The 23,223-nt window shown below is 37.3% G+C and carries 21 protein-coding genes and 3 other annotated features; of the genes, 6 read left to right on the top strand and 15 right to left on the bottom strand.

Annotation, left to right across the window (positions count from 1 at the left end; translation table 11 throughout):
• Positions 1-15: 15 nt before the first annotated feature.
• From isdC to zapA, 7 genes are all read right to left on the bottom strand, one after another.
• Positions 16-747 (bottom strand): heme uptake protein IsdC, encoded by a 732-nt coding sequence (gene isdC, locus MKX66_RS24510; RefSeq protein ID WP_002034251.1) that lies wholly within the window; start codon positions 745-747, stop codon positions 16-18.
• 458 nt (positions 748-1,205) lie between these two features.
• Positions 1,206-2,531, bottom strand: coding sequence for a branched-chain amino acid transport system II carrier protein BrnQ6 (brnQ6, locus tag MKX66_RS24505; RefSeq protein WP_033709474.1), 1,326 nt, complete (start codon positions 2,529-2,531; stop codon positions 1,206-1,208).
• 113 nt (positions 2,532-2,644) lie between these two features.
• Positions 2,645-2,895: a binding site (T-box leader), on the bottom strand.
• Positions 2,896-3,002: 107 nt separating this feature from the next.
• Positions 3,003-3,692: a 23S rRNA pseudouridine(2604) synthase RluF gene (locus tag MKX66_RS24500; RefSeq protein WP_215590238.1), complete on the bottom strand. Its 690-nt coding sequence runs from the start codon at positions 3,690-3,692 to the stop codon at positions 3,003-3,005.
• A 196-nt stretch (positions 3,693-3,888) separates the two neighbouring features.
• Entirely contained in the window at positions 3,889-6,249 is a 2,361-nt protein-coding gene (locus tag MKX66_RS24495) for an endonuclease MutS2 (RefSeq protein ID WP_341087288.1), read from the bottom strand.
• 19 nt (positions 6,250-6,268) lie between these two features.
• Entirely contained in the window at positions 6,269-7,987 is a 1,719-nt protein-coding gene (gene polX / locus MKX66_RS24490) for a DNA polymerase/3'-5' exonuclease PolX (RefSeq protein ID WP_033709473.1), read from the bottom strand.
• A 55-nt stretch (positions 7,988-8,042) separates the two neighbouring features.
• Complete coding sequence (locus MKX66_RS24485; protein ID WP_002034246.1) at positions 8,043-8,582, bottom strand: CvpA family protein; 540 nt, start codon at positions 8,580-8,582, stop codon at positions 8,043-8,045.
• A gap of 2 nt (positions 8,583-8,584) precedes the next feature.
• Positions 8,585-8,854, bottom strand: a complete 270-nt coding sequence (gene zapA / locus MKX66_RS24480) for a cell division protein ZapA (RefSeq protein WP_002088902.1) — start codon at positions 8,852-8,854, stop codon at positions 8,585-8,587.
• A 123-nt stretch (positions 8,855-8,977) separates the two neighbouring features.
• Between zapA and rnhC the strand changes: the two genes are divergently transcribed.
• Positions 8,978-9,916: a ribonuclease HIII gene (gene rnhC / locus MKX66_RS24475; protein ID WP_214932259.1), complete on the top strand. Its 939-nt coding sequence runs from the start codon at positions 8,978-8,980 to the stop codon at positions 9,914-9,916.
• Between the two features lie 214 nt (positions 9,917-10,130).
• On the opposite strand, the gene MKX66_RS24470 is transcribed toward rnhC, so the two are convergent.
• The 6 genes from MKX66_RS24470 to MKX66_RS24445 form a co-directional block, all read right to left on the bottom strand.
• Positions 10,131-10,265: a YuzL family protein gene (locus MKX66_RS24470; RefSeq protein ID WP_002112167.1), complete on the bottom strand. Its 135-nt coding sequence runs from the start codon at positions 10,263-10,265 to the stop codon at positions 10,131-10,133.
• A gap of 82 nt (positions 10,266-10,347) precedes the next feature.
• A complete protein-coding gene (locus tag MKX66_RS24465; RefSeq protein ID WP_326997486.1) occupies positions 10,348-11,250 on the bottom strand; it encodes an SDR family oxidoreductase in 903 nt (300 codons plus the stop codon).
• A 174-nt stretch (positions 11,251-11,424) separates the two neighbouring features.
• Positions 11,425-12,816, bottom strand: a complete 1,392-nt coding sequence (gene asnS, locus MKX66_RS24460) for an asparagine--tRNA ligase (protein WP_002034242.1) — start codon at positions 12,814-12,816, stop codon at positions 11,425-11,427.
• A gap of 52 nt (positions 12,817-12,868) precedes the next feature.
• Positions 12,869-13,120 (bottom strand) — a binding site (T-box leader).
• A 153-nt stretch (positions 13,121-13,273) separates the two neighbouring features.
• Positions 13,274-15,694 (bottom strand): phenylalanine--tRNA ligase subunit beta, encoded by a 2,421-nt coding sequence (gene pheT / locus MKX66_RS24455; protein ID WP_341087282.1) that lies wholly within the window; start codon positions 15,692-15,694, stop codon positions 13,274-13,276.
• An 18-nt stretch (positions 15,695-15,712) separates the two neighbouring features.
• Positions 15,713-16,747, bottom strand: coding sequence for a phenylalanine--tRNA ligase subunit alpha (gene pheS / locus MKX66_RS24450; RefSeq protein WP_002015457.1), 1,035 nt, complete (start codon positions 16,745-16,747; stop codon positions 15,713-15,715).
• 43 nt (positions 16,748-16,790) lie between these two features.
• Positions 16,791-17,019: a binding site (T-box leader), on the bottom strand.
• A gap of 92 nt (positions 17,020-17,111) precedes the next feature.
• On the bottom strand, positions 17,112-17,909 hold the full coding sequence (locus tag MKX66_RS24445) for a TrmH family RNA methyltransferase (protein ID WP_002015458.1): 798 nt from the start codon (positions 17,907-17,909) through the stop codon (positions 17,112-17,114).
• 82 nt (positions 17,910-17,991) lie between these two features.
• On the opposite strand from MKX66_RS24445, the gene sspI reads away from it, so the two are divergent.
• The 5 genes from sspI (at position 17,992) to MKX66_RS24420 (ending at position 20,685) form a co-directional block, all read left to right on the top strand.
• On the top strand, positions 17,992-18,201 hold the full coding sequence (sspI, locus tag MKX66_RS24440; RefSeq protein ID WP_000009511.1) for a small acid-soluble spore protein SspI: 210 nt from the start codon (positions 17,992-17,994) through the stop codon (positions 18,199-18,201).
• Positions 18,202-18,379: 178 nt separating this feature from the next.
• Positions 18,380-18,937, top strand: coding sequence for an HD domain-containing protein (locus tag MKX66_RS24435; RefSeq protein ID WP_341087281.1), 558 nt, complete (start codon positions 18,380-18,382; stop codon positions 18,935-18,937).
• Between the two features lie 139 nt (positions 18,938-19,076).
• Positions 19,077-19,790 carry a CPBP family intramembrane glutamic endopeptidase gene (locus MKX66_RS24430; protein WP_002167594.1) on the top strand — a complete coding sequence of 238 codons (714 nt, stop codon included), beginning with the start codon at positions 19,077-19,079 and terminating at the stop codon, positions 19,788-19,790.
• Between the two features lie 142 nt (positions 19,791-19,932).
• Positions 19,933-20,304, top strand: coding sequence for a hypothetical protein (locus MKX66_RS24425; protein WP_002165001.1), 372 nt, complete (start codon positions 19,933-19,935; stop codon positions 20,302-20,304).
• A 24-nt stretch (positions 20,305-20,328) separates the two neighbouring features.
• Positions 20,329-20,685 carry an ammonia permease gene (locus tag MKX66_RS24420; protein ID WP_341087279.1) on the top strand — a complete coding sequence of 119 codons (357 nt, stop codon included), beginning with the start codon at positions 20,329-20,331 and terminating at the stop codon, positions 20,683-20,685.
• A gap of 21 nt (positions 20,686-20,706) precedes the next feature.
• Here the strand turns inward: MKX66_RS24420 and MKX66_RS24415 are convergent, their stop codons facing one another.
• Positions 20,707-22,500, bottom strand: coding sequence for a DHA2 family efflux MFS transporter permease subunit (locus tag MKX66_RS24415; RefSeq protein WP_002143335.1), 1,794 nt, complete (start codon positions 22,498-22,500; stop codon positions 20,707-20,709).
• A 12-nt stretch (positions 22,501-22,512) separates the two neighbouring features.
• Positions 22,513-23,166, bottom strand: coding sequence for an HlyD family secretion protein (locus MKX66_RS24410; protein ID WP_002190842.1), 654 nt, complete (start codon positions 23,164-23,166; stop codon positions 22,513-22,515).
• Positions 23,167-23,223 lie beyond the last annotated feature (57 nt).

The raw sequence follows: 23,223 nt of genomic DNA, 5'->3' as shown, positions 1-23,223 counted from the left end.
ATACCGCTCCTTTATTTAGTTTTGACGTACTTTACGAATTAAGAAAACACCTGAAATAAGAAGTAATGCTGCAAATAATCCGATACGTGCTTCATCACTTGTTTTTGGGTTATCTGTTTTTTCAGCTTTCCCACTTTCATTTGTTCCTTTATTTACATCTTTATTTACATCTTTGTTTGTTTCTTTGTTTGTTTCTTTGCTCTCTTCTTTCTTCACTTCTTCTTTTACTTGTGTATTTTTTTGAGTTTGATCTTCATTTTTTGTTGCAGCAGTTGCCTTATTCTCTCCACCTACCGCTTTTACATTTGCATCAAACGCAAAGCGAATTGTGTAGTTATGGTCATAATTTACGTTCGGTACAACAACATGAATTTTTACAGCTGCTGGTTTAGATAAGTCGTCTATTTTAAACTCTACAGTTCTTTTATCTGCAGATTCATCTTTACTAACAACTTTTGCATCAACAAAGTTCCCGTTCTCTGGTGCTTTAAATTCTGTAATCCAAGCACTATGATTCATAGGAATTTGTACTCTCATCTCACCATTTTTTACAATTAACTTAGCTGGTTTTTCAAAATAATCATTTGCCATTGAAGCTGAATCATTTTCTGCTTTTTGTATGACATAGTTAATATCGTAAGTACCGTCAGCTACATTTGCCGAAGCTTGTCCGAATGGTACTACGAGAAAAGCTAGCATACATACGAATGTCATAATAAAAGCGGGTAATACCGAAAACTTTCTCATTTACCTTACTGCCTCCTTGTTTTTCTTTTTGAAAATGATAATTATTCTCAATATATAAGAAAAAAATAATCTTTCTATCTCTATTTTATAATGAGTAACACTATGTAGTTAGAAATGTATTGATTATCATTCTCATTGATAGACAAAAAAATAATCCCACCAATTTTTCCTATAAGAATAAACATAAAACTCTTTCATCATTTTATTGATTATCATTCTCAACGAATTTCAAAAAAAATAAACCGCCTAATTCTATCGTTTTATCACCTCTTCTTACAAAAATGATATAGTCATAGAAAACCTCTTCCCTTCCAATATTTCCACAACTAAGTCAATCTTAGCCTACTGGTAATTTTTTTGTCAACTATATTACGTATAAAATTTTTAATATCTGAATTCTTCTATATATGATTTTTCTACAAAAAAAGAGGCTTTCTTTTAAAGAAAGCCTCTTTCCCTTATTTTTCTACAGCAATTTCTTGCTTTTGAAATAAAGAAACTACATATCCAATTGCAATTCCAATGATACCCGGAACTAACCAACCAATCCCTACACTATATAATGGAATTTTATCTAAAATAGGAGCAAGGGCCGCTACTTGAAGATTGGCATTATGCAATCCATCAAAGAAGCTAATTGCAAATGCGCCTACAATACCGCCTACATACATAGCTAATGGAAGACGAATATAGTTTTCAACAAGTGATAATACGATCAGTACGATACCAATTGGGTAAATTGCAATTAAGATTGGTAATGCTAATGCGTTTAACTGAGTTAAACCAAGATTTGCTACCATAAATGCTAATAAAGAGAAAATGAAAATGACTTTTTGATAAGAAAGCTTTGGTAATAACGAAGAAAAATATTCTCCACAAGCTGCAACAATACCGACAGAAGTTGTTAAGCATGCTGCTGTAATTGCGATCCCTAGTAATAATGTTCCGTAGCTACCAAATAAATGATTCACGACGTTTGTTAAAATAATTCCGCCGTTTGCTCCCATTCCAAGTGAAACACTAGAAGCTCCAAGGTAAGCAAGTGCTAAATAAACAAGAAGTAAGCCAAGTGCTGCAATAAATCCTGCAAAGATTGTTACTTTTGCAATACTGTTCTTATTTGTAATGCCTTTTGCTTTTAAAGCATTGATCACAACATTTCCGAAAACAAGTGCTGCAAGTCCATCTAAAGTTAAATATCCATCAATAAAACCTTTAAAGAGCGGGGCACTATACGCTTCTGTAGGGGCACCAAACTCCCCCATTGGAGTCATAATTGCTTTCGCTACAATAATTGCAATAACAGCTAATAAAATTGGAGTTAACACTTTACCAATGCGCCCCACTAATTTCGATGGGTTTAATGCTAAATAGAAAGTTACTGCAAAGAAAATAAATGTAAAGATAACAAGTGGATACGATTGACCAGCTATCTCACTTGGTAAAAACGGTGCAACACTCATTTCATAAGCAACAGTCCCTGTACGTGGCACACTAACAAATACGCCTAAACATAAATAAATTGCAGTAATGAAAATTAGCGCGAATACAGGATGTACACGTCCTGCTAATTCATTAATATCTCCCTTTAGAGCTATAACAATAACTCCTAATAAAGGCAGTCCTACACCTGTTACGATAAAGCCAAATAACGCGATCCATACATCTGTTCCAGCACCTTGCCCTAACGCTGGTGGGAAAATCATATTACCGGCACCGAAAAACAGTGCAAATAACATTAAGCTTATTGCAAACATCTCAGAAAACTTTAAAGATGACTTCATTTCTACTACCTCCTAATTATTTTATTGACAAAATATTCTGAATTAAAATCCGTCACATATCCTCTTTCAAGCATACTTCCCCGTAAAAGAACGCAAAAAACACCCGTCCCTAACAAAGGGACGAGTGTTGAAATCGTGGTTCCACCCTTATTCTAATAAAATGAATTTATAACGAAATAAGCTCATTTTATAGCTCGTGTAAATTGATAACGGTTTTATCCGCCAAGAATTACAATGCATCTGCAGTTCACTCTTGAAGTTTAGAGGTGGTAAGTTTGTCTTTCCGTATTAGGAAGCTCACAGCCTAAGGCTTCCCTCTCTGAGAATCGTCAAAAACAACTCATGTCCTCATCATTACTTTTATAAAATATGTTGTCGAAACTTGTTGTTTTTTATTATATGGGCTATTTTTTAAAAAATCAATAGTTTTATTTTTTCTGACAAAAAAATATAGGGAGAAAACTTTCCTCCCTATAACTGCCCTATTAATATTTCTAATTCCTTAGGTGTAATGTCTCGCCATTTTCCAGCTTCAAGCTCATTTAGCTCTATATTCATAATGCGTACTCGCTTTAGCTTTGTTACAGTAAATCCGAAAGCACGACTCATTCTACGAATTTGCCTATTCATTCCTTGCGTTAAAACGATGCGGAATGTAGACTGATTAACTCTCGTCACTTTACATGGCTTCGTCATTCCATCTTTAATCTTTACACCGCTGGACATCTCATCAATAAACCAATCTGTAAACGGCTTATCAACAGCGACAACATATTCTTTCTCATGCTCATGATCACCGTGCAAAATTTGATTCGCAATCGCACCGTCATTCGTTAATAAGATGAGTCCTTCCGATGCTTTATCTAATCGTCCAACAGGAAAGATTCGTTCTGGATAATCGATATAATCAATAATATTATCTTCAATATGTTTGGCTGCTGTACAAGTAATTCCGACTGGTTTATGGAAGGCAATATACACCTTTTCTTTCTCTTCTTTTGCAATAACTTGCCCATCAATTGTTACAATATCACCTTCATTAACGAGTGCACCGTGCGTACATACTTCACCGTTAATACAGGCACGTCCTGCTTTAATGAGACGGTCTGTTTCACGTCTTGAGCAGGATTTTGCTTCGCTTATGTATTGGTTGATTTTCATGTTTTGTTCCTTTTCTTATAGATTAAAAGCGTCAATCCATGGCAATATCATTATGCCAAGATTGACGCTCCTTTACTTCGCAAAAACAACTAAATAAATAACCCCAATTACCAAAAATATTCCGCAACAAGCTAACAATACTTTTGCAAGTTTGTCCATAAACATATAATGGTTTCCCCTTTTGTTTGGTTGTTTGCTATTTTAATTCGACAACTGTTACGCCTAGGCCTCCCTCGCCCATGTCACCGTAGCGGTAGGTTTTCACACCGCGATGTTTCTTCAAGTAATCTTGTACACCTTGGCGAAGCGCTCCTGTTCCTTTACCGTGAATAATTGATACACGAGGATAGCTTGCAAGCTGTGCATCGTCTAAATATTTTTCAACGCGCATCATTGCATCTTCATAACGTTCGCCGCGAAGGTCTAGCTCTAACGACACGTGATAATCTCTACCCTTCACACTTGCGACTGCTTTTTTCTCAGTTTGCTTCGGTGTATTAATGTATTCCATATTGGATTCTTTCACTTTCATCTTCAGAATACCAATTTGTACGCTCCACTCTGTATCACTTACTTTTTCAAGCAATTGACCTTTTTGACCGAACGTTAACACTTTTACTTCATCACCTGATCGTAACTGTTGTTTTGGCGCTGTGTTTTTCACGTTTACTTTTTGTTTCTTCACAAGCTCTGGCGCCGCACCTTCTAGACGGCTCTTCGCTTCAATAAGCTCATGGTCTTTCACGTTTATAAGCTGTGCTTTACGCAATTGACGAAGTTCTTGAATAATGCCTTCTGCTTCTTGCTTTGCAGCTTCGACTTTTTCTTCCCCTTCTTTTTGCGCTTTTAATAATTTTTCATCGCGCTCATCGTTAAATTCAATAATTTGACGTTGTAATTCACGATGAAGTTTTTCAGATTGCTTACGATGTTCTTCCGCTTCTTTTCGTTCGCTCTCTGCATTTTTTTGGCTTTCTTCTAGCTTTGCAATCATATTTTCGATTTTGTTCGTATCTGTACTAATATGGTTACGAGCGCGATCAATAACGCGATCAGACAAACCAAGACGCTTCGAAATTTCAAAGGCGTTACTACGTCCTGGTACACCGATTAATAATTTGTACGTTGGGCTTAATGTATTCACATCGAACTCAACGCTCGCATTAATAACTTGCTCACGATTGTATCCATATGCTTTTAATTCTGGGTAATGCGTCGTTGCAACAACGCGAGCACCACGGTTACATACTTCATCTAAAATAGAAATCGCTAGTGCAGCCCCTTCTTGCGGATCTGTCCCAGCACCTAATTCATCAAATAGAACTAAACTTTCAAAATCAGCTTTTTCTAAAATATCTACAATGTTTACCATATGAGAAGAGAATGTACTTAAATTTTGTTCAATCGATTGCTCATCACCGATATCAGCAAATATGTTTTTAAATACACATATCTCTGATTCATCCATTACTGGAATATGAAGACCAGATTGCGCCATTAAGACACAAATACCGACTGTTTTCAGTGTAACTGTTTTACCACCTGTATTCGGTCCTGTAATAACGATTGTTGTAAAGTCTTTACCAAGCATAATGTTATTTGGCACGATAATTTCCGGATCAATAAGCGGATGGCGTGCTTGTTTTAAATCCATGTAGCGTTCATTATTTACGATTGGCTTCGTCGCTTTAATTCGCTTCGCATAAAGAGCTTTCGCAAAAATAAAATCAAGATTTGCAACTACTTCTACGTTTGATAAAACAATATCAGCTTCCACTGCTACTTCTTCCGTTAACATCATTAAAATGCGTTCTACTTCTTGTTTTTCTTTCACACGTGCTTCTTGAAGTGCGTTATTTAATTCCACGATTACTTGCGGTTCGATAAATAATGTTTGTCCAGAAGCAGATTGATCGTGAACAATACCACCATATACGCCGCGGTATTCTTGTTTTACCGGGATTACGTAGCGTTCGTTACGAATCGTTACAATTGCATCTGATAACATTTTTTGCGCGTTTGAAGAACGCGTCATGTTTTCTAATTTCTCACGAATACGGCTTTCCGCAGTACGAATTTGATTACGAATACCACGCAATTTGTCACTTGCGCTATCGACTACTTCACCGCCGTCACCAATACAATTTGTAATCTTCTTTTCTAAATCATATAAAGACACAATTTGTGCGACATGTGTTTCTAAAATTGGAAGCTCAACACCGTTGTCAATCATATCGTCAATGAAACGTTTCATTTGGCGACTACCGTACATCGTACTTGCGATTTCAATTAATTCATGAGGACTTAACATACTTCCAATTTTCGCACGCTTAATATTTGCACGAATATCAGAAATCCCTCCAAGTGGTGCATGTCCTTTTAAACGGATGACTTTCGCTGCCTCATCCGTTGTTTCTTGCAATTCCACAATTTCTTCAAAATCTGTGCTTGGCACTAAATTCTTCACTTTATCACGACCAAGTGAAGATGCTGTATGTTCAAGTAATTGTTCTTTTACTTTATTGTATTCTAATACACGCAACGTTCGTTCTAACATGTTGCAGGTCCCCCCTGTATTACTTATTACGTTTAATATAGTCTAATAAACGTTCAATATCCCATGTGTTAATCACGTTATCTTTTTGAATCCAACCTTTACGCGCTGCTGCTACACCTGTTTCCATATCTTCTAACATTTCAAGTGTATGGGCATCCGTATTAATCGCTACTTTTACACCAGCATCTTGTGCTTGTTTTAGTAATTTCGCGCTTAAATCTAGACGGTTTGGATTTGCATTTAATTCTAAAACTGTATTTGTTTCTTTTGCGAGCTGGATTAATAAATCTGTATCTACATCGTAACCCTCACGGCGCCCAAGAAGACGTCCTGTCGGATGAGCAATCATTGTGACATGCTTATTCTCAAGTGCAGTGCGAAGACGCTTCATAATCGTTTCACGGTCTTGTGAGAAGCTAGAGTGAATGGCTCCAATGACATAATCTAGTTCTGCTAATACTTCATCGTCAAAATCAAGTGTCGCATCTGGTAAAATGTCCATTTCAATCCCGCGCAAAATTGTAATGTCTGGATACTTTTCATTCATACGTTCAATTTCTTTCGCTTGTTCACGAAGACGCTCTTTCGTTAAACCGTTTGCTACTTTCAAGTATTGCGAGTGATCAGTAATTGCCATAAATTTATATCCACGAGCGCGGCACGCTTGCACCATTTCTTCAATTGAAAAAGCACCGTCACTCCACGTTGTATGCATATGTAAATCACCCTGTATATCAGAGAACTGAATTAAGTTCGGATACTCTTTAATTAATTCAATTTCTTTTCCATCTTCACGCACTTCTGGTGGGATGAATGGAAGGCCAAAGTGGGCGAAGAATGCTTCTTCTGTTTCGAATGTTTTCACTTCACCTGTCTCTAAGATTTCCACACCGTATTCACTAATTTTCTCGCCTCTATCTTTCGCAATTTGGCGCATTTTTACGTTATGGTCTTTTGATCCTGTGAAATGGTGAAGAGTTGTAATAAATTCTTCTGGTTTTACTAAGCGGAAGTCAATTGAAATATCATATTCATATTGAAGACGAACAGATACTTTCGTATCTCCACTTGCAATCACTTCAATCATATTATCAAATTGTAGTAAATGTTCACGCACTACTGCTGGCTCTGTCGTTGCAATGATGAAATCTAAGTCCTTCACTGTCTCACGAACACGGCGTAAACTACCAGCGCGTGAGAAACGAATTATTTCAGCAACATTCGACAATTTCTCCTCTATTTCCCCGGCAATAGGCAATACCATCGCAATTGGTAAACGCTCTGGACGAGAGCCTACTTGATCAATTGCTTCTAATATTTTCTCTTCTGTTTTCTTACCGAAACCTGCTAAAGCTTGTACTTTATTTTCCTCACAAACCGCTTTTAGCGATTCCATATCAACAACACCAAGTTCTTTATATAACTTAGCTACCTTTTTACCACCAAGGCCTGGTAATTTTAATAACGGTAATAAGCTACTTGGCACTTCTTTCTCAAGCTCTTGTAATACTTCAGATGTTCCCGATTCTATATATTCTTGAATAACTGCTGCTGTTCCTTTTCCAATGCCCGGAATCTTCGTGAAATCTTCAATCTCAGAAAGACTACGATCGTCACTTTCTAATGCTGCCGCCGCTTTACGGAATGCAGATATTTTAAATGGATTCGCGCCCTTTAGTTCCATAAATAGGCCGATTGTCTCTAGTAATTTGATAACTTGTTTTTTATTCACTTTCATCATTGCCCCGCCTTTCTTTCATAGAAAAAAACTTCTCTTTCCGAAAAAAGAGAAGTTACACTCTGCTACCTGTCTGCCATAGTTCCTTCACCTTTTCAGAAAGAATCGGTGTATCGTCTACAATTATTTTGCTAATTGATGATTTTTGTAATGGTGTTTGTATTTGTTCAATTGGAAGAATTGTTCCAACAATAATTAAGACAAACAGAATGATATACACTTCTAAAAAGCCAAGAAGTGCCCCAGCAACCGCATTGACTTGCTTTAAAACTGGGATTTCTGCAAACATATTCAGTAAATTACCAAGTAGTGAAAGTGCGATTTTTGTAATAATAAATAATACAATAAACGCAATTGCTTGATAGAAGACACCCTCAATATTATTCGCATCTATCCATTCTGGAACAGATACATTCTTATCGAATGGATACGGAATAAATTTCGCAAGCGTTGGCGCTAAATCTTTACAGTACCAGTATGCAACGAGGTATGCGATAATAAAGCTTGTTAACTTTACAAGTTGCAAAATAAATCCTCTGCGTAAACCGAGGAAAAATCCCATAACAAGCAATAAAATGATAATAATATCAATCATGTTTATTCCATTCCTTTTTGTGTCATACTTTCTTTCAACTTCTCATGTTCTTCTTTTAATTTTATGTAATCGTGTATGACGTTTACCGCCGTCAATACCGCTAGTCTACTCGTATCAAGCGAAGGATTCTTGGCATTGAGTTCGCGCATTTTATCATCCACAATCGCTGCTACCATGCGGATATGACTTGTACTTTCATCGCCAACAACTGAATACTGTTGGCCATATATTTCTACATTAATTCGACTTTTATTTCCCTTTTGTTGTGACAACTCACCGGCCTCCAATCACGTACAGAATCCTAAAGTTTATCATACCATGAACCATCATAATATGGAAACAGAAAGAACAATCCGATATGATAAAAATAACAACATAAAAAAGGAGCGACCATTTTGTCAAATTCTATCGTAATACAAACAAGTTCTACAGTAATTGAAGACATGAAACAACAATACAAACAAGCACTTAGCCCCAAAATTCCGCAAGGCGGTATCTTTATGGCAAAGGTTCCATCTTGCACAATTACAGCCTATAAATCAGGGAAAGTAATGTTTCAAGGTGGACGTGCTGAAGCAGAGGCTTCTCGTTGGCAAACTGTCTCTCAAACACCAAAATCCGCTGTAAAAAAATCGGTCAATTCGCATCAATATGCACCACCTTCTTCTATTGGTACAATGTCGATTTTAGGGTCCGATGAAGTAGGTACTGGTGATTACTTCGGACCGATGACAGTTGTTGCTGTATATGTGGATGCGAAGCAAATTCCACTTTTAAAAGAACTCGGTGTAAAAGACTCCAAAAACTTAAATGATGCTCAAATTGCTGAGATTGCAAAACAACTCCTTCACGTTGTTCCTTACAGCTCCCTCGTTCTTCATAATGAAAAATATAACGAGCTATTTGATAAAGGAAACAACCAAGGTAAACTAAAAGCTTTACTACATAACAAAGCCATCACAAACTTATTGGCTAAAATTGCACCTACAACACCTGAGGGTATCTTAATCGACCAATTTACACAGCCTGATACATACTATAAATATTTAGCGAAACAAAAACAGGTACAGCGTGAAAATGTTTACTTCGCTACAAAAGGTGAAAGTGTCCATTTAGCAGTAGCCGCCGCTTCCATTTTAGCTCGTTACTCATTCGTAAAACAATTTGACGAACTAAGCAAAAAAGCTGGTATGCAACTTCCGAAAGGTGCTGGTAAACAAGTTGATATTGCCGCTGCTAAATTAATTCAAAAAGTCGGTAAAGAAAGACTACCTGAATTTGTGAAAGTGCATTTTGCTAATACAGAGAAGGCGTTTCGCTTATTGAAAAAATAACTACTTTTTAGTATCGACAGGATATGGATGAACTAAACAAGGCGAAAAGAATTGAATTCTTTTCGCCTTTTATGAATGAAAAATGGATAAATAGGATCTCACACGTTCCTATTTTTGTCGCACTTCTTCGTTATATCGATATATATTTAAATTTAGGACAATATATTCACTATTCAACTAAAAAAAGAGAGTCTCCATGACTCCCTTTTTATGTTTAACTTCGTTTCTGCTTCTTATTTGATGAAGGTACTTTATAAGAACCCGTTTCATGCGTAGTCGTTCCTTGTCCTTCCACTTCCGGAGAACCTAAGCTTGATCTAGAATGGTCTGTTTTCACTTTCTTACTCATTACAATCACCCCCAAGATTACTTTTCACTTAAGAGTAAAAAACTATTCAGCATAGCCATCTGAACATATACTGGCTACTCTTTTATCCTCCTGTCTGTTTTTCACTAATGTCCCATAGACGTTTTGCGGCATCCTTATCTAAGGCAGCTTCAGACATTTTTCCTATTTGCTTATCGGCATAGTAATAACCACTATGATCAGTAAATTCAGTTGATTCTGCTAGCCATATTAGAGTTTTAGCACCTTCCTCGGGTGTACGAGAGAAAGGTTTCATTGCTGCCATAGTTAAGCGAGCAACCAGACCATTGTCCTGGTTAAAATTCGTATCCACTAGCCCTGGATCAAAGCTATAGGCACTAACACTCGTTCCCTCCAACCGCTGTGCCAATTCAGAGGTGAATAAAATGTTAGCCAGTTTTGTTTGCGCATAACGCATTGTGGGACCGCCCATGAACTTCTTAACACCGCGATAAAGTTGTTCTGCATCTAGATCACCGAAGTCAATTCCCTTTTTAGCCATTTTGTGACCGTGAGATGCAGTGGTAATGACACGAGCAGGAGCACTTTCTTTTAAACGCTCCAACAACAAATTAGTGAGTAAGAATGGACCTAAATGGTTTACCGCCCAGGTCATCTCCAAACCGTCCTTCGTAAGCTGCCTTGTTTGAAATAAAGCACCAGCATTATTCACTAATATATCTATTCTCGGACACCTTTCTAAAATATTAGTAGCTACCCGGCGTATAGATTGTTGGGAAGCCATATCAGCTAAAAATATATCTACCACTGCATTCCCATTCGTTACATTTTTAATTCGAGTCATAACATCATTCGCTTTTGCTTCGTTACGTGCAATGATTCCTAGTTTGGCACCGCGTTCTGCAAATACCTTAGCTGCCGCTAATCCAATACCACTTGTTGCACCAGTGATTACTATATACTTGTCACGCAATGTCCACTTTGTATGACTTGGAATTTCTCCCATTGTACAAAAACCCCTTCCCTATAAATGTCGCATTCGTTTTACTTATATATGAAGTGGGAAGGGAACTATGAACAACATCTTTTCCAATCGTGAAATACTTTATAAAATTCGGCTTGTAGTTACACCCTTTCCAATAAAAAAAGCGAGAGGAAACCCTCTCGCTTTTTTCATATTTTAGAACTCAGAAGAACCTGGAGTTCTTGGGAATGGAATTACGTCACGGATGTTAGCCATGCCAGTAATGTACATTAGGAAGCGCTCGAAACCTAGACCGAATCCAGCGTGTTTTGTACCGCCGTATTTTCTAAGTTCTAAGTACCACCAGTAGTCCTCTTCGTTCATACCTAATTCTTTAATTCTGTCTACTAAAACGTCCATTCTTTCTTCACGTTGGCTACCGCCGATTAATTCGCCGATGCCAGGAACTAGAAGGTCAGTAGCAGCTACTGTTTTACCATCTTCGTTCATACGCATGTAGAATGCTTTAATGTCTTTCGGATAGTCAGTTACGAATACAGGGCGTTTGAAGATTTCTTCTGATAAGTATCTTTCGTGCTCTGTTTGTAAGTCAATACCCCATTCTACTGGGTATTTAAATTCAGCACCTGATTCTTGAAGTACTTTAATTGCTTCTGTATAAGTGATGCGACCGAAGTCAGAGTTGATCACGTTGTTCATACGCTCTAGAACTGTTTTATCAACGAAGCTGTTGAAGAAGTCCATTTCTTCTGGTGCATGCTCTAGTACGTATTTCATTGCATATTTCAGCATATCTTCTGTAAGATCCATTACATCGCCTAACTCAGCGAATGCAATCTCAGGCTCAACCATCCAGAACTCAGCTGCGTGGCGAGTTGTGTTTGAGTTTTCTGCACGGAATGTAGGACCGAATGTGTACACATCACGGAATGCTAACGCATAAGCTTCAGCATTAAGCTGTCCACTTACTGTTAAGTTTGTTTCTTTACCGAAGAAGTCTTTTGATTCGTCAACTTGTCCGTCTTCACCTTTAGGTACGTTGTTTAAATCTTGCGTTGTTACGCGGAACATTTCGCCTGCACCTTCTGTATCACTACCAGTGATGATTGGTGTGTGAACATGTACGAATCCACGCTCTTGGAAGAACTGGTGAATCGCAAATGCTGCGATAGAACGCACACGGAACGTTGCAGAGAATGCATTTGTTCTTGGACGTAAGTGAGCGATTGTACGTAAGTATTCAAACGTATGACGCTTCTTTTGAAGTGGGTAATCAGAATCTGATAAGCCCTCGATATCAATTTTTTCTGCTTTAATTTCAAATGGTTGCTTCGCTCCAGGCGTTGCAATTACTTTACCTTCTACTTTAACTGAAGAGCTTAGTGGAAGCTTTGCAATTTCTTTGAAGTTCTCTAATTCTGTATCGAAAACGATTTGAACACCTTTGAAGAAGCTACCGTCGTTTAATTCGATGAAACCAAATGCTTTTGAATCACGTAAGTTACGAATCCAACCCGATACTTGTACTGTTTGATCTGCGTATTTATCTGTATCTCTATACAGACTTTTTACTAATGTGTTTTCCATAGTAAAATTCTCCTTTACTCATATATTTAAATACAAAAAAACCTTTCATCCATAAAGGGACGAAAGGTTAAACTTCGCGGTACCACCCAATTTGTCATAAAGACCAACTTTAACTCGTATGTAATACATACTTCCCGGTTTGTAACAGGCCGGATTCCCGTCTAAGTCTACTCTTGAATACAAGTTTCAATTTCGGTTAGCAACTCCAAGGTGTTCTTCACATATACCGCCTCATCAGGCTCTCACCGTCCCTGACTCGCTTTGGATTATAGTATATACTACTTTTCCTTATCATCGTCTTTCGTTTTGTTAAACTAAAATTAATGTACTACATTCGAGAGAAAGATGCAAGATGCCAGAAAATATATCAGCGATTTTTATAATATATCGACTTACCGACATTTTCCGACAATCGTGCCATAAAAAAAATTGCCGGACTTAATCCGGCAATTTTTTATTACTTACGTAACTCCGCACCAAATTTCTCTTCTACCACTGTTAATACACGGTTATGTGCTTCTGTTACTTCTTCGTCTGTTAATGTACGTTCTGCATCGAAGTAGTTCATAGAGAATGCAAGTGATTTCTTGCCTTCTTCCATTTTTTCACCTTCGTATAAGTCGAATAGTGCTACGTCTTTCAGAAGTTCTCCGCCAGCTTCAGCAATGACTTGCTTCATTTCACCAGCTTTTGTTTCTGTTGTTACTACAACAGCCATATCACGTGTCATAGATGGGAAACGTGGAATTGCTGAGTAGTAAGTTTCCTCAGCGTCTGCACCGAATACTTTTGCAAGAGATAATTCGAATACGAATGTATTTTTCACATCTAATTGTTTTTCTGTTTCCGGGTGCAATTGACCGATGAATCCGATTGCTTCACCATCTAATACGATGTCAGCTGTACGGCCTGGGTGCATACCTTCACGTTTTGCTGGTGCATAAGTGATTTGATTTGCCACGCCAAGTACGTCGAATAATCCTTCTAATACACCTTTAACAACGAAGAAGTCTACAACTTTCTTCTCACCTTGCCATGCATGGTGAAGAGCAAGACCTGTCATAACACCTGCAAGATGTTGTTCTTCTTTCGGAAGTTCTCCTGCTTCTGTTGGTAAGAAGATAGAACCTACTTCATATAATGCAACGCTGTCGTTTTTACGTGCAACATTGTATGAAACTGCTTCTAACAATTGTGGCACTAAGCTTAAACGAAGTTGGCTACGCTCTTCGCTCATTGGAAGCGCAAGATTTACAGGAGCTTTTTCGTTCGGCTCAACCATATATTGTTTCGCCTTGTCAGCGCTTGTTAATGAATATGTGATTGCTTCATATAAACCAGCACCTTCTAGGAAGCGGCGTACTTTACGACGTTTCGTTTGTGCTGATGTTAATTTACCACGTGTCATTGTTCCAGATGGTAATGTAACTGGAATGTGATCATAACCATACAGACGACCTACTTCTTCTACTAAGTCTTCTGAAATTGTAATGTCAGGACGACGTGCTGGTACATTTACATGGAATGTTCCTTCTACTTCTGTGAATGGGAATTTTAAGTTTGTGAACATTGTACCCATTTCACTCGCAGAAATATCTGTACCTAATACACGGTTTACTTTTTCAGCTGTAACAGATACTGTACGTTCTTGTACTTGTAAGTTATCAGCTTCTACTACACCTTCCAGTGCTTCTCCACCAGCGTATTTTGCCATTAAAGCAGCTGCATGTTGAATTGCTTCAAATGTACGTGTTGGGTCGATTCCTTTTTCAAAACGTGCACTTGATTCGCTACGAAGACCTAAGTCTTTTGATGTACGACGCACTGTTTGACCTGCAAAGTATGCAGACTCAATTAGAACGTTTACTGTCTCGCTATCAACTTCAGAATCCGCTCCGCCCATTACACCAGCAACAGCTAACGCTTTTGTGCCGTTTGTAATTACAAGATGGTGGCTTTGTAACGTACGTTCTTGAGCATCTAATGTTTGAATCTTTTCGCCTTCTTTTGCAAGACGAACAACGATTTCTTTTGAACCTAATTTATCGTAATCGAATGCATGTAACGGTTGACCGTATTCCATTAAAATGTAGTTTGTAATATCAACTACATTACTAATTGGACGAATGCCAGCTGCCATAAGACGAGTTTGCATCCACATTGGTGATGGACCAATCTTTACGTTCTTCACCATTTTTGCAATATATAATGGGTTTTCTTCTTTCGCTTCTACACTTACAGAAATGTAATCAGAAGTTTTTTCTGCTGTTTCTTGTAAGTCGATAGCTGGAAGTTTTACTTCACGGCCGTAAATAGCAGCTACTTCATATGCAACACCTAACATGTTTAAGCAATCTGCACGGTTTGGTGTTAAACCAAGCTCAAGTACTTCATCATGTAAATTTAAAATTTCAAGTGCATCTGCACCAACTTCAGCATCACTTGGGAAGATGAAGATACCGTCTGCATATTCTTTCGCAACGAATTTCCCATCAATACCAAGCTCTTGAAGAGCACAAACCATACCGTGAGAAGCTTCCCCGCGTAGTTTTGCTTTTTTAATTTTGAAGTTACCAGGAAGTACAGCGCCAACTTTTGCAACTGGTACTTTTAAACCTTTTGCAATGTTAGCAGCTCCACAAATAATTTGAACCGGCTCTTCTTCACCGATATCGATTAAGCATTTGCTTAATTTATCAGCTTCTGGGTGTTTTTCACATTCTAATACGTGACCAACTACAACACCCTTTACACCTTTATTTAATACTTCAACACCTTCTACTTCAATACCACTTTTCGTGATTTTGTCTGCTAGTTCTTGTGCTGTTACATCTTTAATATCTACATACTCTTGTAACCAACGATATGATACGAACATATTTATCCTCTCCTTCCCTTACGCTCGTTTGAATTGTTGTAAGAAACGTACATCATTTGTATAGAAATGACGAATGTCATCTACGCCGTATTTCAACATTGCGATACGCTCTGCGCCCATACCGAATGCGAAACCTTGATATTCTTTTGAATCATAACCAGCCATTTCAAGTACGTTCGGGTGAACCATACCTGCTCCTAAAATTTCGATCCAACCAGTCCCTTTACAAGTGCCACAACCTTTACCGTGACACATCATACAAGAAATATCCATCTCTACAGACGGCTCTGTGAATGGGAAGAAACTTGGACGAAGACGGATTTCACGATCTTCACCGAACATCTTTTTCACGAATACTTGCAGTGTACCTTTTAAGTCACTCATGCGAATGTTTTTATCAATCACAAGACCTTCAATTTGCATGAATTGGTGTGAATGCGTTGCATCATCGTCATCGCGGCGATACACTTTACCAGGACAAATAATTTTAATCGGTCCTTTTTCTTTATTCTTTTCCATCGTACGTGCTTGCACAGAAGATGTATGTGTACGTAGTAACGTTTCTTCTGTAATGTAGAATGTATCTTGCATATCACGCGCTGGGTGATCTTTCGGTAAGTTTAATGCTTCGAAGTTGTAGTAGTCTTTTTCTACTTCTGTTCCTTCAGCTACTTCATAACCCATACCGATGAATACATCTTCAATTTGTTCAACAACTGCTGTTAACGGATGGTGACAACCTGTTTCAACAGGACGACCTGGCAGTGTAACATCAATTGTTTCAGTAGCTAATTTCGCCTCAATTACTGCTTTTTCTAAGTTACCAATTTTGTCTTCTAGACGCGTTTGAATCGCTTCACGTACTTCATTTACTAATGCTCCCATACGTGGACGCTCTTCTGCTGATAATTTTCCCATGCCGCGTAATACTTCTGTAATTGGACCTTTTTTCCCTAAATACGCTACGCGTACGTCGTTTAAGCCCTTTAGCTCTTTCGCTTCTTCAATAAGCTCTAACGCTTTTTGCTTTAGCTCTTTTAAACGTGCTTCCATTTGGAACCCTCCTAATTTTAAAAATAAAAAAACCCCGCTCCCAAAAAGGGACGAGGTAAATTCGCGGTACCACCCTAAATTGACAGAACAAGTCTGCCCACTCATTAGTTATAACGATCAATTCTGACCGGAACGCCTTTACATATAAATGGTCCTGGCGCCAACTCCAGAGGTGAATTCACTTCCATCTACCATAAGAATGCTTTCAGTCTACGGCACTCTCTCCCTATATGGCGATTTTGTAAGCTACTCTTCTCTATCAACGTTTTTCATTAATATACTTTTATTATATGTTCAAAAAAGTTCGATACTCATTTCACCACTTTTTTATGAACATGCACTTCAACTTATTATAAGAAGTTTTTTATCGATTCGCAACTGGGCTTTGTAAATAATACGTTAAAATCCCTGCTGCAACCGCAACATTTAATGATTCTGCCCCGCCGTAAATCGGAATATACAAGTTTTGATCACTTTTCGCAAGAATTTCTTGGCGTACGCCGCTTCCTTCATTCCCTACAATTAATGCAAAACTTCCAGCCGGGGTTACTTCACCAAATGGAACTCCATTTTCAAGAGCTGTTCCATATACAGGGACGTTATTTTCTTTTAACTTGTCTACCCATTCTTCTAAGTTCCCTTTTACAACCGGTAAGTGGAAAATAGAACCTTGTGTAGATCGTAGTACTTTACTATTATAAACATCAACGCACCCTTCTCCAAGCACAACGGCATGAATACCAGCTGCATCCGCTGTACGAATAATCGTTCCCAAATTACCTGGGTCTTGAAGGCCGTCTAATAAAAGAAATTTCCCATCAGTAAGAGCTACTTCTTTCTCATGTTTCTCACAAACAGCAAATACACCTTGCGTTGTTTCTGTTTCGCGAAGTACTTTTACAATTGCTTCAGGCACAATATACATTTCAACATCATTAACTGTCCAATCTTTCGGAAGATCTGTCTGATCTGAAACGATAAGTTCTGTTACAACTCCTGCCTTTAACGCTTCCTCTACTAAATGGAATCCTTCTACAAAAAATAAAGCTTTGTTATCGCGCTCTTTTTTCGTCTGCAGCTTTTTCCACTGCTTCACACGCGGGTTTTGTACTGAATCAATGTTTTTCATAATATGTATTTCCCTCTCTTCTTGTCTTATCATTATAGCCTATTTTTCATACATATTTACATAAAAAAGAACAAAAACTAACGTCAGTTTCAATTCTGAAGAAGAGGTGAAGATAATGAGTTTTAATTTACGCGGCGCGGTATTAGCGAATGTATCTGGAAATTCACAAGATCAATTACAAGAAACGATTGTCGATGCAATTCAAAGCGGTGAAGAAAAAATGCTTCCAGGTCTTGGCGTTTTATTCGAAGTCATTTGGAAAAATGCTGATGAAAATGAAAAACACGAAATGTTAGGAACACTGGAGCAAGGATTAAAAAAATAAGCAATAAAAGGTCACCTTAGAAAAAAACTAAGGTGACCTTTTATGTCTATAAAATTTTTCTTCTCCTAAACATTTCTACTTTACTAACGCTACCCCGATGGAGTACAATGTTCAAAATACATTTAAACCGATCGATTTTTCTTCATGTACATCATTAGATAAAAGGAGTGAATGTTTTATGCAACGTATTACGCTTGAACAAGTTTTTAAACATCACATTACACAAAAATATGTAAACTGTTCTGGAATGGTCCACGCGATTGCTGTCGCTTACCATGCGTTTCACTTAGCCAAAAAGCATCACGCCTCAGTCGATGCTGCGACAAAGGCTGGCTTCCTTCATGATATCGGACATCATACGTGGTACACAGGCGGCGAATGGGACTATGACTTGTATAAAAAGAATGATATACATGCGATTAAAGGGGCAGAAAGATCTCATAAATTGCTTATTAGATTAGGAGAACATCCTAAACTAGCAAAAGAAATTTCTATTGCGATTCTTCTTCATACAGATTCTTTCTTAGTACAGCAAGAAATTGAAAGAACATCTCTTCAAAACATTATTAAATGGGCAGACGAAGCAGATGAAGAACCGGGCGGAGCGCACCATTATAGAACGATTTCTTATGAAAAAGCACTTAAAGCTATTCAGCAATTAGACCGATTGGTAGAGCGTGAATTACAAATAGAGCAAAAGAAATTGAATGACAAGGCAGAACATAGTTATCAATGAGAAAGAGGCATCACTATAGGGTGATACCTCTTTTATTATTTTGCGAAAAATACACCTTTGTATGTAATATTTAAATGTTACACTCAAAAGCAAAATACTTTATAATTAAATATACAAATATAAAGAGGTGATTTTACAAATGCAACCCGCTACACAACTTTCTAATGAACAGAAATACTCTATGTCATGGGGACAATTTATTAGCTCCGTTTTATTCGCTTTTTTCGGAACCGGACTTATTACTGTGTTCCTCGCAATGCCCTTAACAATTTATACAGCCGGTCTTACAGATAAAAAACAAATTGCCCTGTATGAATCTATTGCAAATACTGCAAGTATCGTATTACAACTAGCCGTGTTGTTATTCTTCATTTTTAAATTCGAACCCGCAAAAAAATTACTACTAAAATCTTTTAACTTTAAAGTACTTAAAGAATGGCGTACATACGTATACTTACTTCTTTTCTTCGCTATAAACATTATACTCAATTACATCTTGTTAAATTATGTGTTCCAAGACGCAACAAAGCAGCAATCTTCCGCACTAAACTTAGACGTTTTTAAGCAGTATCAAATATTATTACTTCTCGGCTTCGCTATACTCACACCAATTTTTGAAGAGCTTATTTTCCGTGGTTTTATACTTCGCTTCTTCTCAGAACGCTTTCCATTTTGGATTGCAGCCATCATAACAAGCTTCTTCTTCGGTATCGCTCATACATACTCACTTGGAGTAATGGTAATTACTTTCTTCATGGGATTATTAATGGCTATTTTATGTAAAAAAACAAAATCCATTATTCCAGCTATGTTATTTCATATTATGAATAATATGTTAGCATTCTTGAGTTAGAAAGAGGTGTCATCGCGATACCTCTTTTATTAATTCGTATCATCACTTCTCATTTCTATCAATTTATACATATTTATTAATAATATCCAAAATAAACCTCATGTAGTAAAATATAACTCATCACCATAGAAGGAGATTATTTATGTCGAGCTTACTTTGGATTTTTTATATGCCACTTCTTGTTTTATGCGGATTTTTCGGTGGTATTTTTTTAATTATTACTAGCATTAAACATCTTAAATTATTTGTGGGTTTAATGGGGCTACTTAGCCTATCTTTTGTCACACTACCTTTTGTTTTTTGGGGCATGGGGGTGAATAGCGATACGATCCTCCCTATTTCAACTACTTTATATTGGATACTGTTTTCTTTAACTGGATTATTGGCAGGATTAAATGGATTACAGGCAAAGATTAAAAGTATACGTAATATGGGATTCATTATTTTTATCGCTGGCATATTAGGGGTTATTTTCTGGGTACTTATGTCTGTAGGGGATTCATTCTATATATAATATTTTATCGGAGGTAATACAGAAGTGTTTGGAATATTAACTTGGATGATTTTGGCTCTTACTTTGATGTTATGCCAATTCATCGTTGGCATTTTTTTAATTATTGCTGGCATTAAATATCGTAAATCACTTACTATTATAGCTGGTTTGATTAGCATATCGCTTATCGTTGTTCCTATCATTTGTATAAGTTTTGGAATAGATTTAGAGGGGGTGGTTCCAATTTCAGGAACTTTATATTGGTGTTTCTTCTCTTTAGCTGGACTATTAGCTATTATAAGCGGAGGGCAAATATCGAGTATTCGTTCTATGGGGACAATTTTGTTTATAACAGGGCTGTGCTCCGTAACTGGTTATCATTTTTTATATCTCACTCTTTAAAAAGACAAAAAAGCAGGGAAATTAATTCCCTGCTTTTCTATTTGGTTTATTGCCTGATGGTAAGAAGAACGATAACACCCAAGCAATACCGGCTAATATAGTTGCAATTAAGAAGGCATCGTTAATACCGTTAATTGCAGATAGCTTTGAAATTTGTCCGAATAATAGTTGTGTACTCATCGCATCTCCTGCTTGAGCTGATCCGGCTAATGCCGCTAAGCTTTGGCCCATACCGTGTACTTTATCAACTAAAATCGGGTTTGACGTTGTTAACATATTGCCGTAATCCGCTACGTGAGCAGTAGTTTGTTGCGTCATAAGCGTGATTAATATCGCTGTTCCAATTGAACCAGCTACTTGTCTTGACGTATTTTGCGTTGCTGTACCGTGAGAAATTAATTTCATCGGCAGTGCATTCATACCAGCTGTCATAATTGGCATCATAATGAATGACATACCAATTGAGCGTATAATATAATCCGTCATAATAACGCTATACGGTGTATCCATCGATAACGTTGTAAATTTATATGTCGCAAATGTTGTAATGGCTAATCCGACAATTGCTAACGGACGAATACCATACTTATCAAATAGTTTACCTGCAACTGGTCCCATGATCCCCATAATTAATGATCCTGGAAGTAATAATAAACCAGATTCCATCGGTGTAAAACCGCGAATGTTTTGCAAGTATACTGGAAGTAATAACATACCTCCGAATAAGGCCATCGTTACAATCGCGTTAATTACTAATGTGAAAGTGAACGTCGGATATTTAAACACTTGTAAATCAAGCATTTTATTGTCTGTTGTTAACTCTCTCCAAATAAATACAGCTAAACCAATGACACCGATGATAAGTGTTATAACAACTTCTGCACTAGTCCAGCCATTATTTCCAGCTTCACTAAATCCGTACAGTAAGCTACCTAGTCCAATACTTGAACTAATAACACCGAATACATCTAACTTTGTTTTGGACACGGGCTGAGCTAGTGTAAAGAATTTAAAAGATAAGAACGTAATAATTAAACCGATAACAAACATCCCATAGAACATTAAGTTCCAGCTATAGTTTTCAATTACCCAACCTGTTACAGTTGGTCCGATAGCTGGTGCTAAAATCATCGCTACCCCAAGTAACCCCATAGCTGCTCCGCGTTTATTAGGCGGGAATAATGTCATGAAGATATTCATACCAACTGGCATTAAAATACCTGCGCCAACCGCTTGAACAACACGGCCTGTCATCATCATTGTAAAGTTTCCTGATGTAGCACAAATGATAGATCCTACAGTGAAGAATAACATTGCTGCTATGAATAATTTACGATACGTAAATCGTGAAACTAAAAATGCACTGATTGGTACTAAAATTCCGTTTACAAGCATGAAGCCTGTAATTAACCATTGTGCTGTTGAAGTTGATACGTTAAATTCATTCATTAATGGAGGCAGTGCAACATTAATGATCGTTTGGTTTAAAATAGAAACGAACATACCGAGAATTAATACAGCTACAACTGCCTTTACATTCACATTCTCTACCGGCAATTGTCTCTTCAGCATTTCTTTTTCCTGTTTTACTTGCTCTTGCTTCCCTGTTTCTAATTCCACTACGTTAGAAGCTTCTGTTTCTTGTTTTTGTTCAAGTTCTTTCTCTACTGTTTCTGCTTGACTTACTTCTATCTTACTTACGGCTGGGACTTGTTCTTCTCCCACATTCGTTTTTTTCTTTCGTAAAAGACGATTTACAAGGAAGAAGACGATTATACAAAATAGTGCATATCCTACAATTGCAATTGAGGACATCTCATCTCCCCCTTACTTATGAATACGAACTGACACATTCATTCCAGGAACAATATTTACTGATTTACTATGATCTAAAGAAACTTTAACTGGTACAACTTGCTTTACTTTCGTATAGTTCGCTGTTGCGTTACTTGATGGTAACATCGAGAATGTATTCGCTGTTGTTAATCCAACTTGTTCTACTTTTCCCGTTAACGTTGTATCTGGGTATGCGTCTACATACACATCTACTGTTTGGCCTTTTTGAACATCATCAATATTTGTTTCTTCAATATTTGCTGTTACCCATAAATTGCTCATATCAAATGCATAAGCAATTGGGCTACCTGCCCCAACGAACGCATTAGTTGTTGCATTTGATTGTACAACTGTTGCATTTTGCGGAATTGTTACATCTACTGTTTGCTCACCATTTGCTCCTGCTACAGTAACCGCACCTAATTTATCGTTCTCATTGTAATTTTTTCCGACTTCAGCTTTCCAGTCTGTTAATTTACCTGCTACTGGTGATGCAATTGGGATTACTTTCCCGTCAATCTTTGCATTTTCTGTTTTTAAATAGTTTTCCGCTTGATTGTAATAGTAATAACCGCCAATACCGCCGCCAACTAATACAATTAATGTGATAATGTTGATAATTACCATTCTTCGAAACTGATTCATTGCATTCCTCTCCTTATATCGCATATAATTTTTTTCTAAACTATTTACATCCTTAGT

This window comes from Bacillus sp. FSL R9-9530 (assembly GCF_038008145.1).
Lineage (GTDB): Bacteria > Bacillota > Bacilli > Bacillales > Bacillaceae_G > Bacillus_A > Bacillus_A mycoides.
The sequence above is the reverse complement of the archived record's forward strand: the minus strand, read 5'-3'. Positions and strand labels throughout refer to the sequence as shown.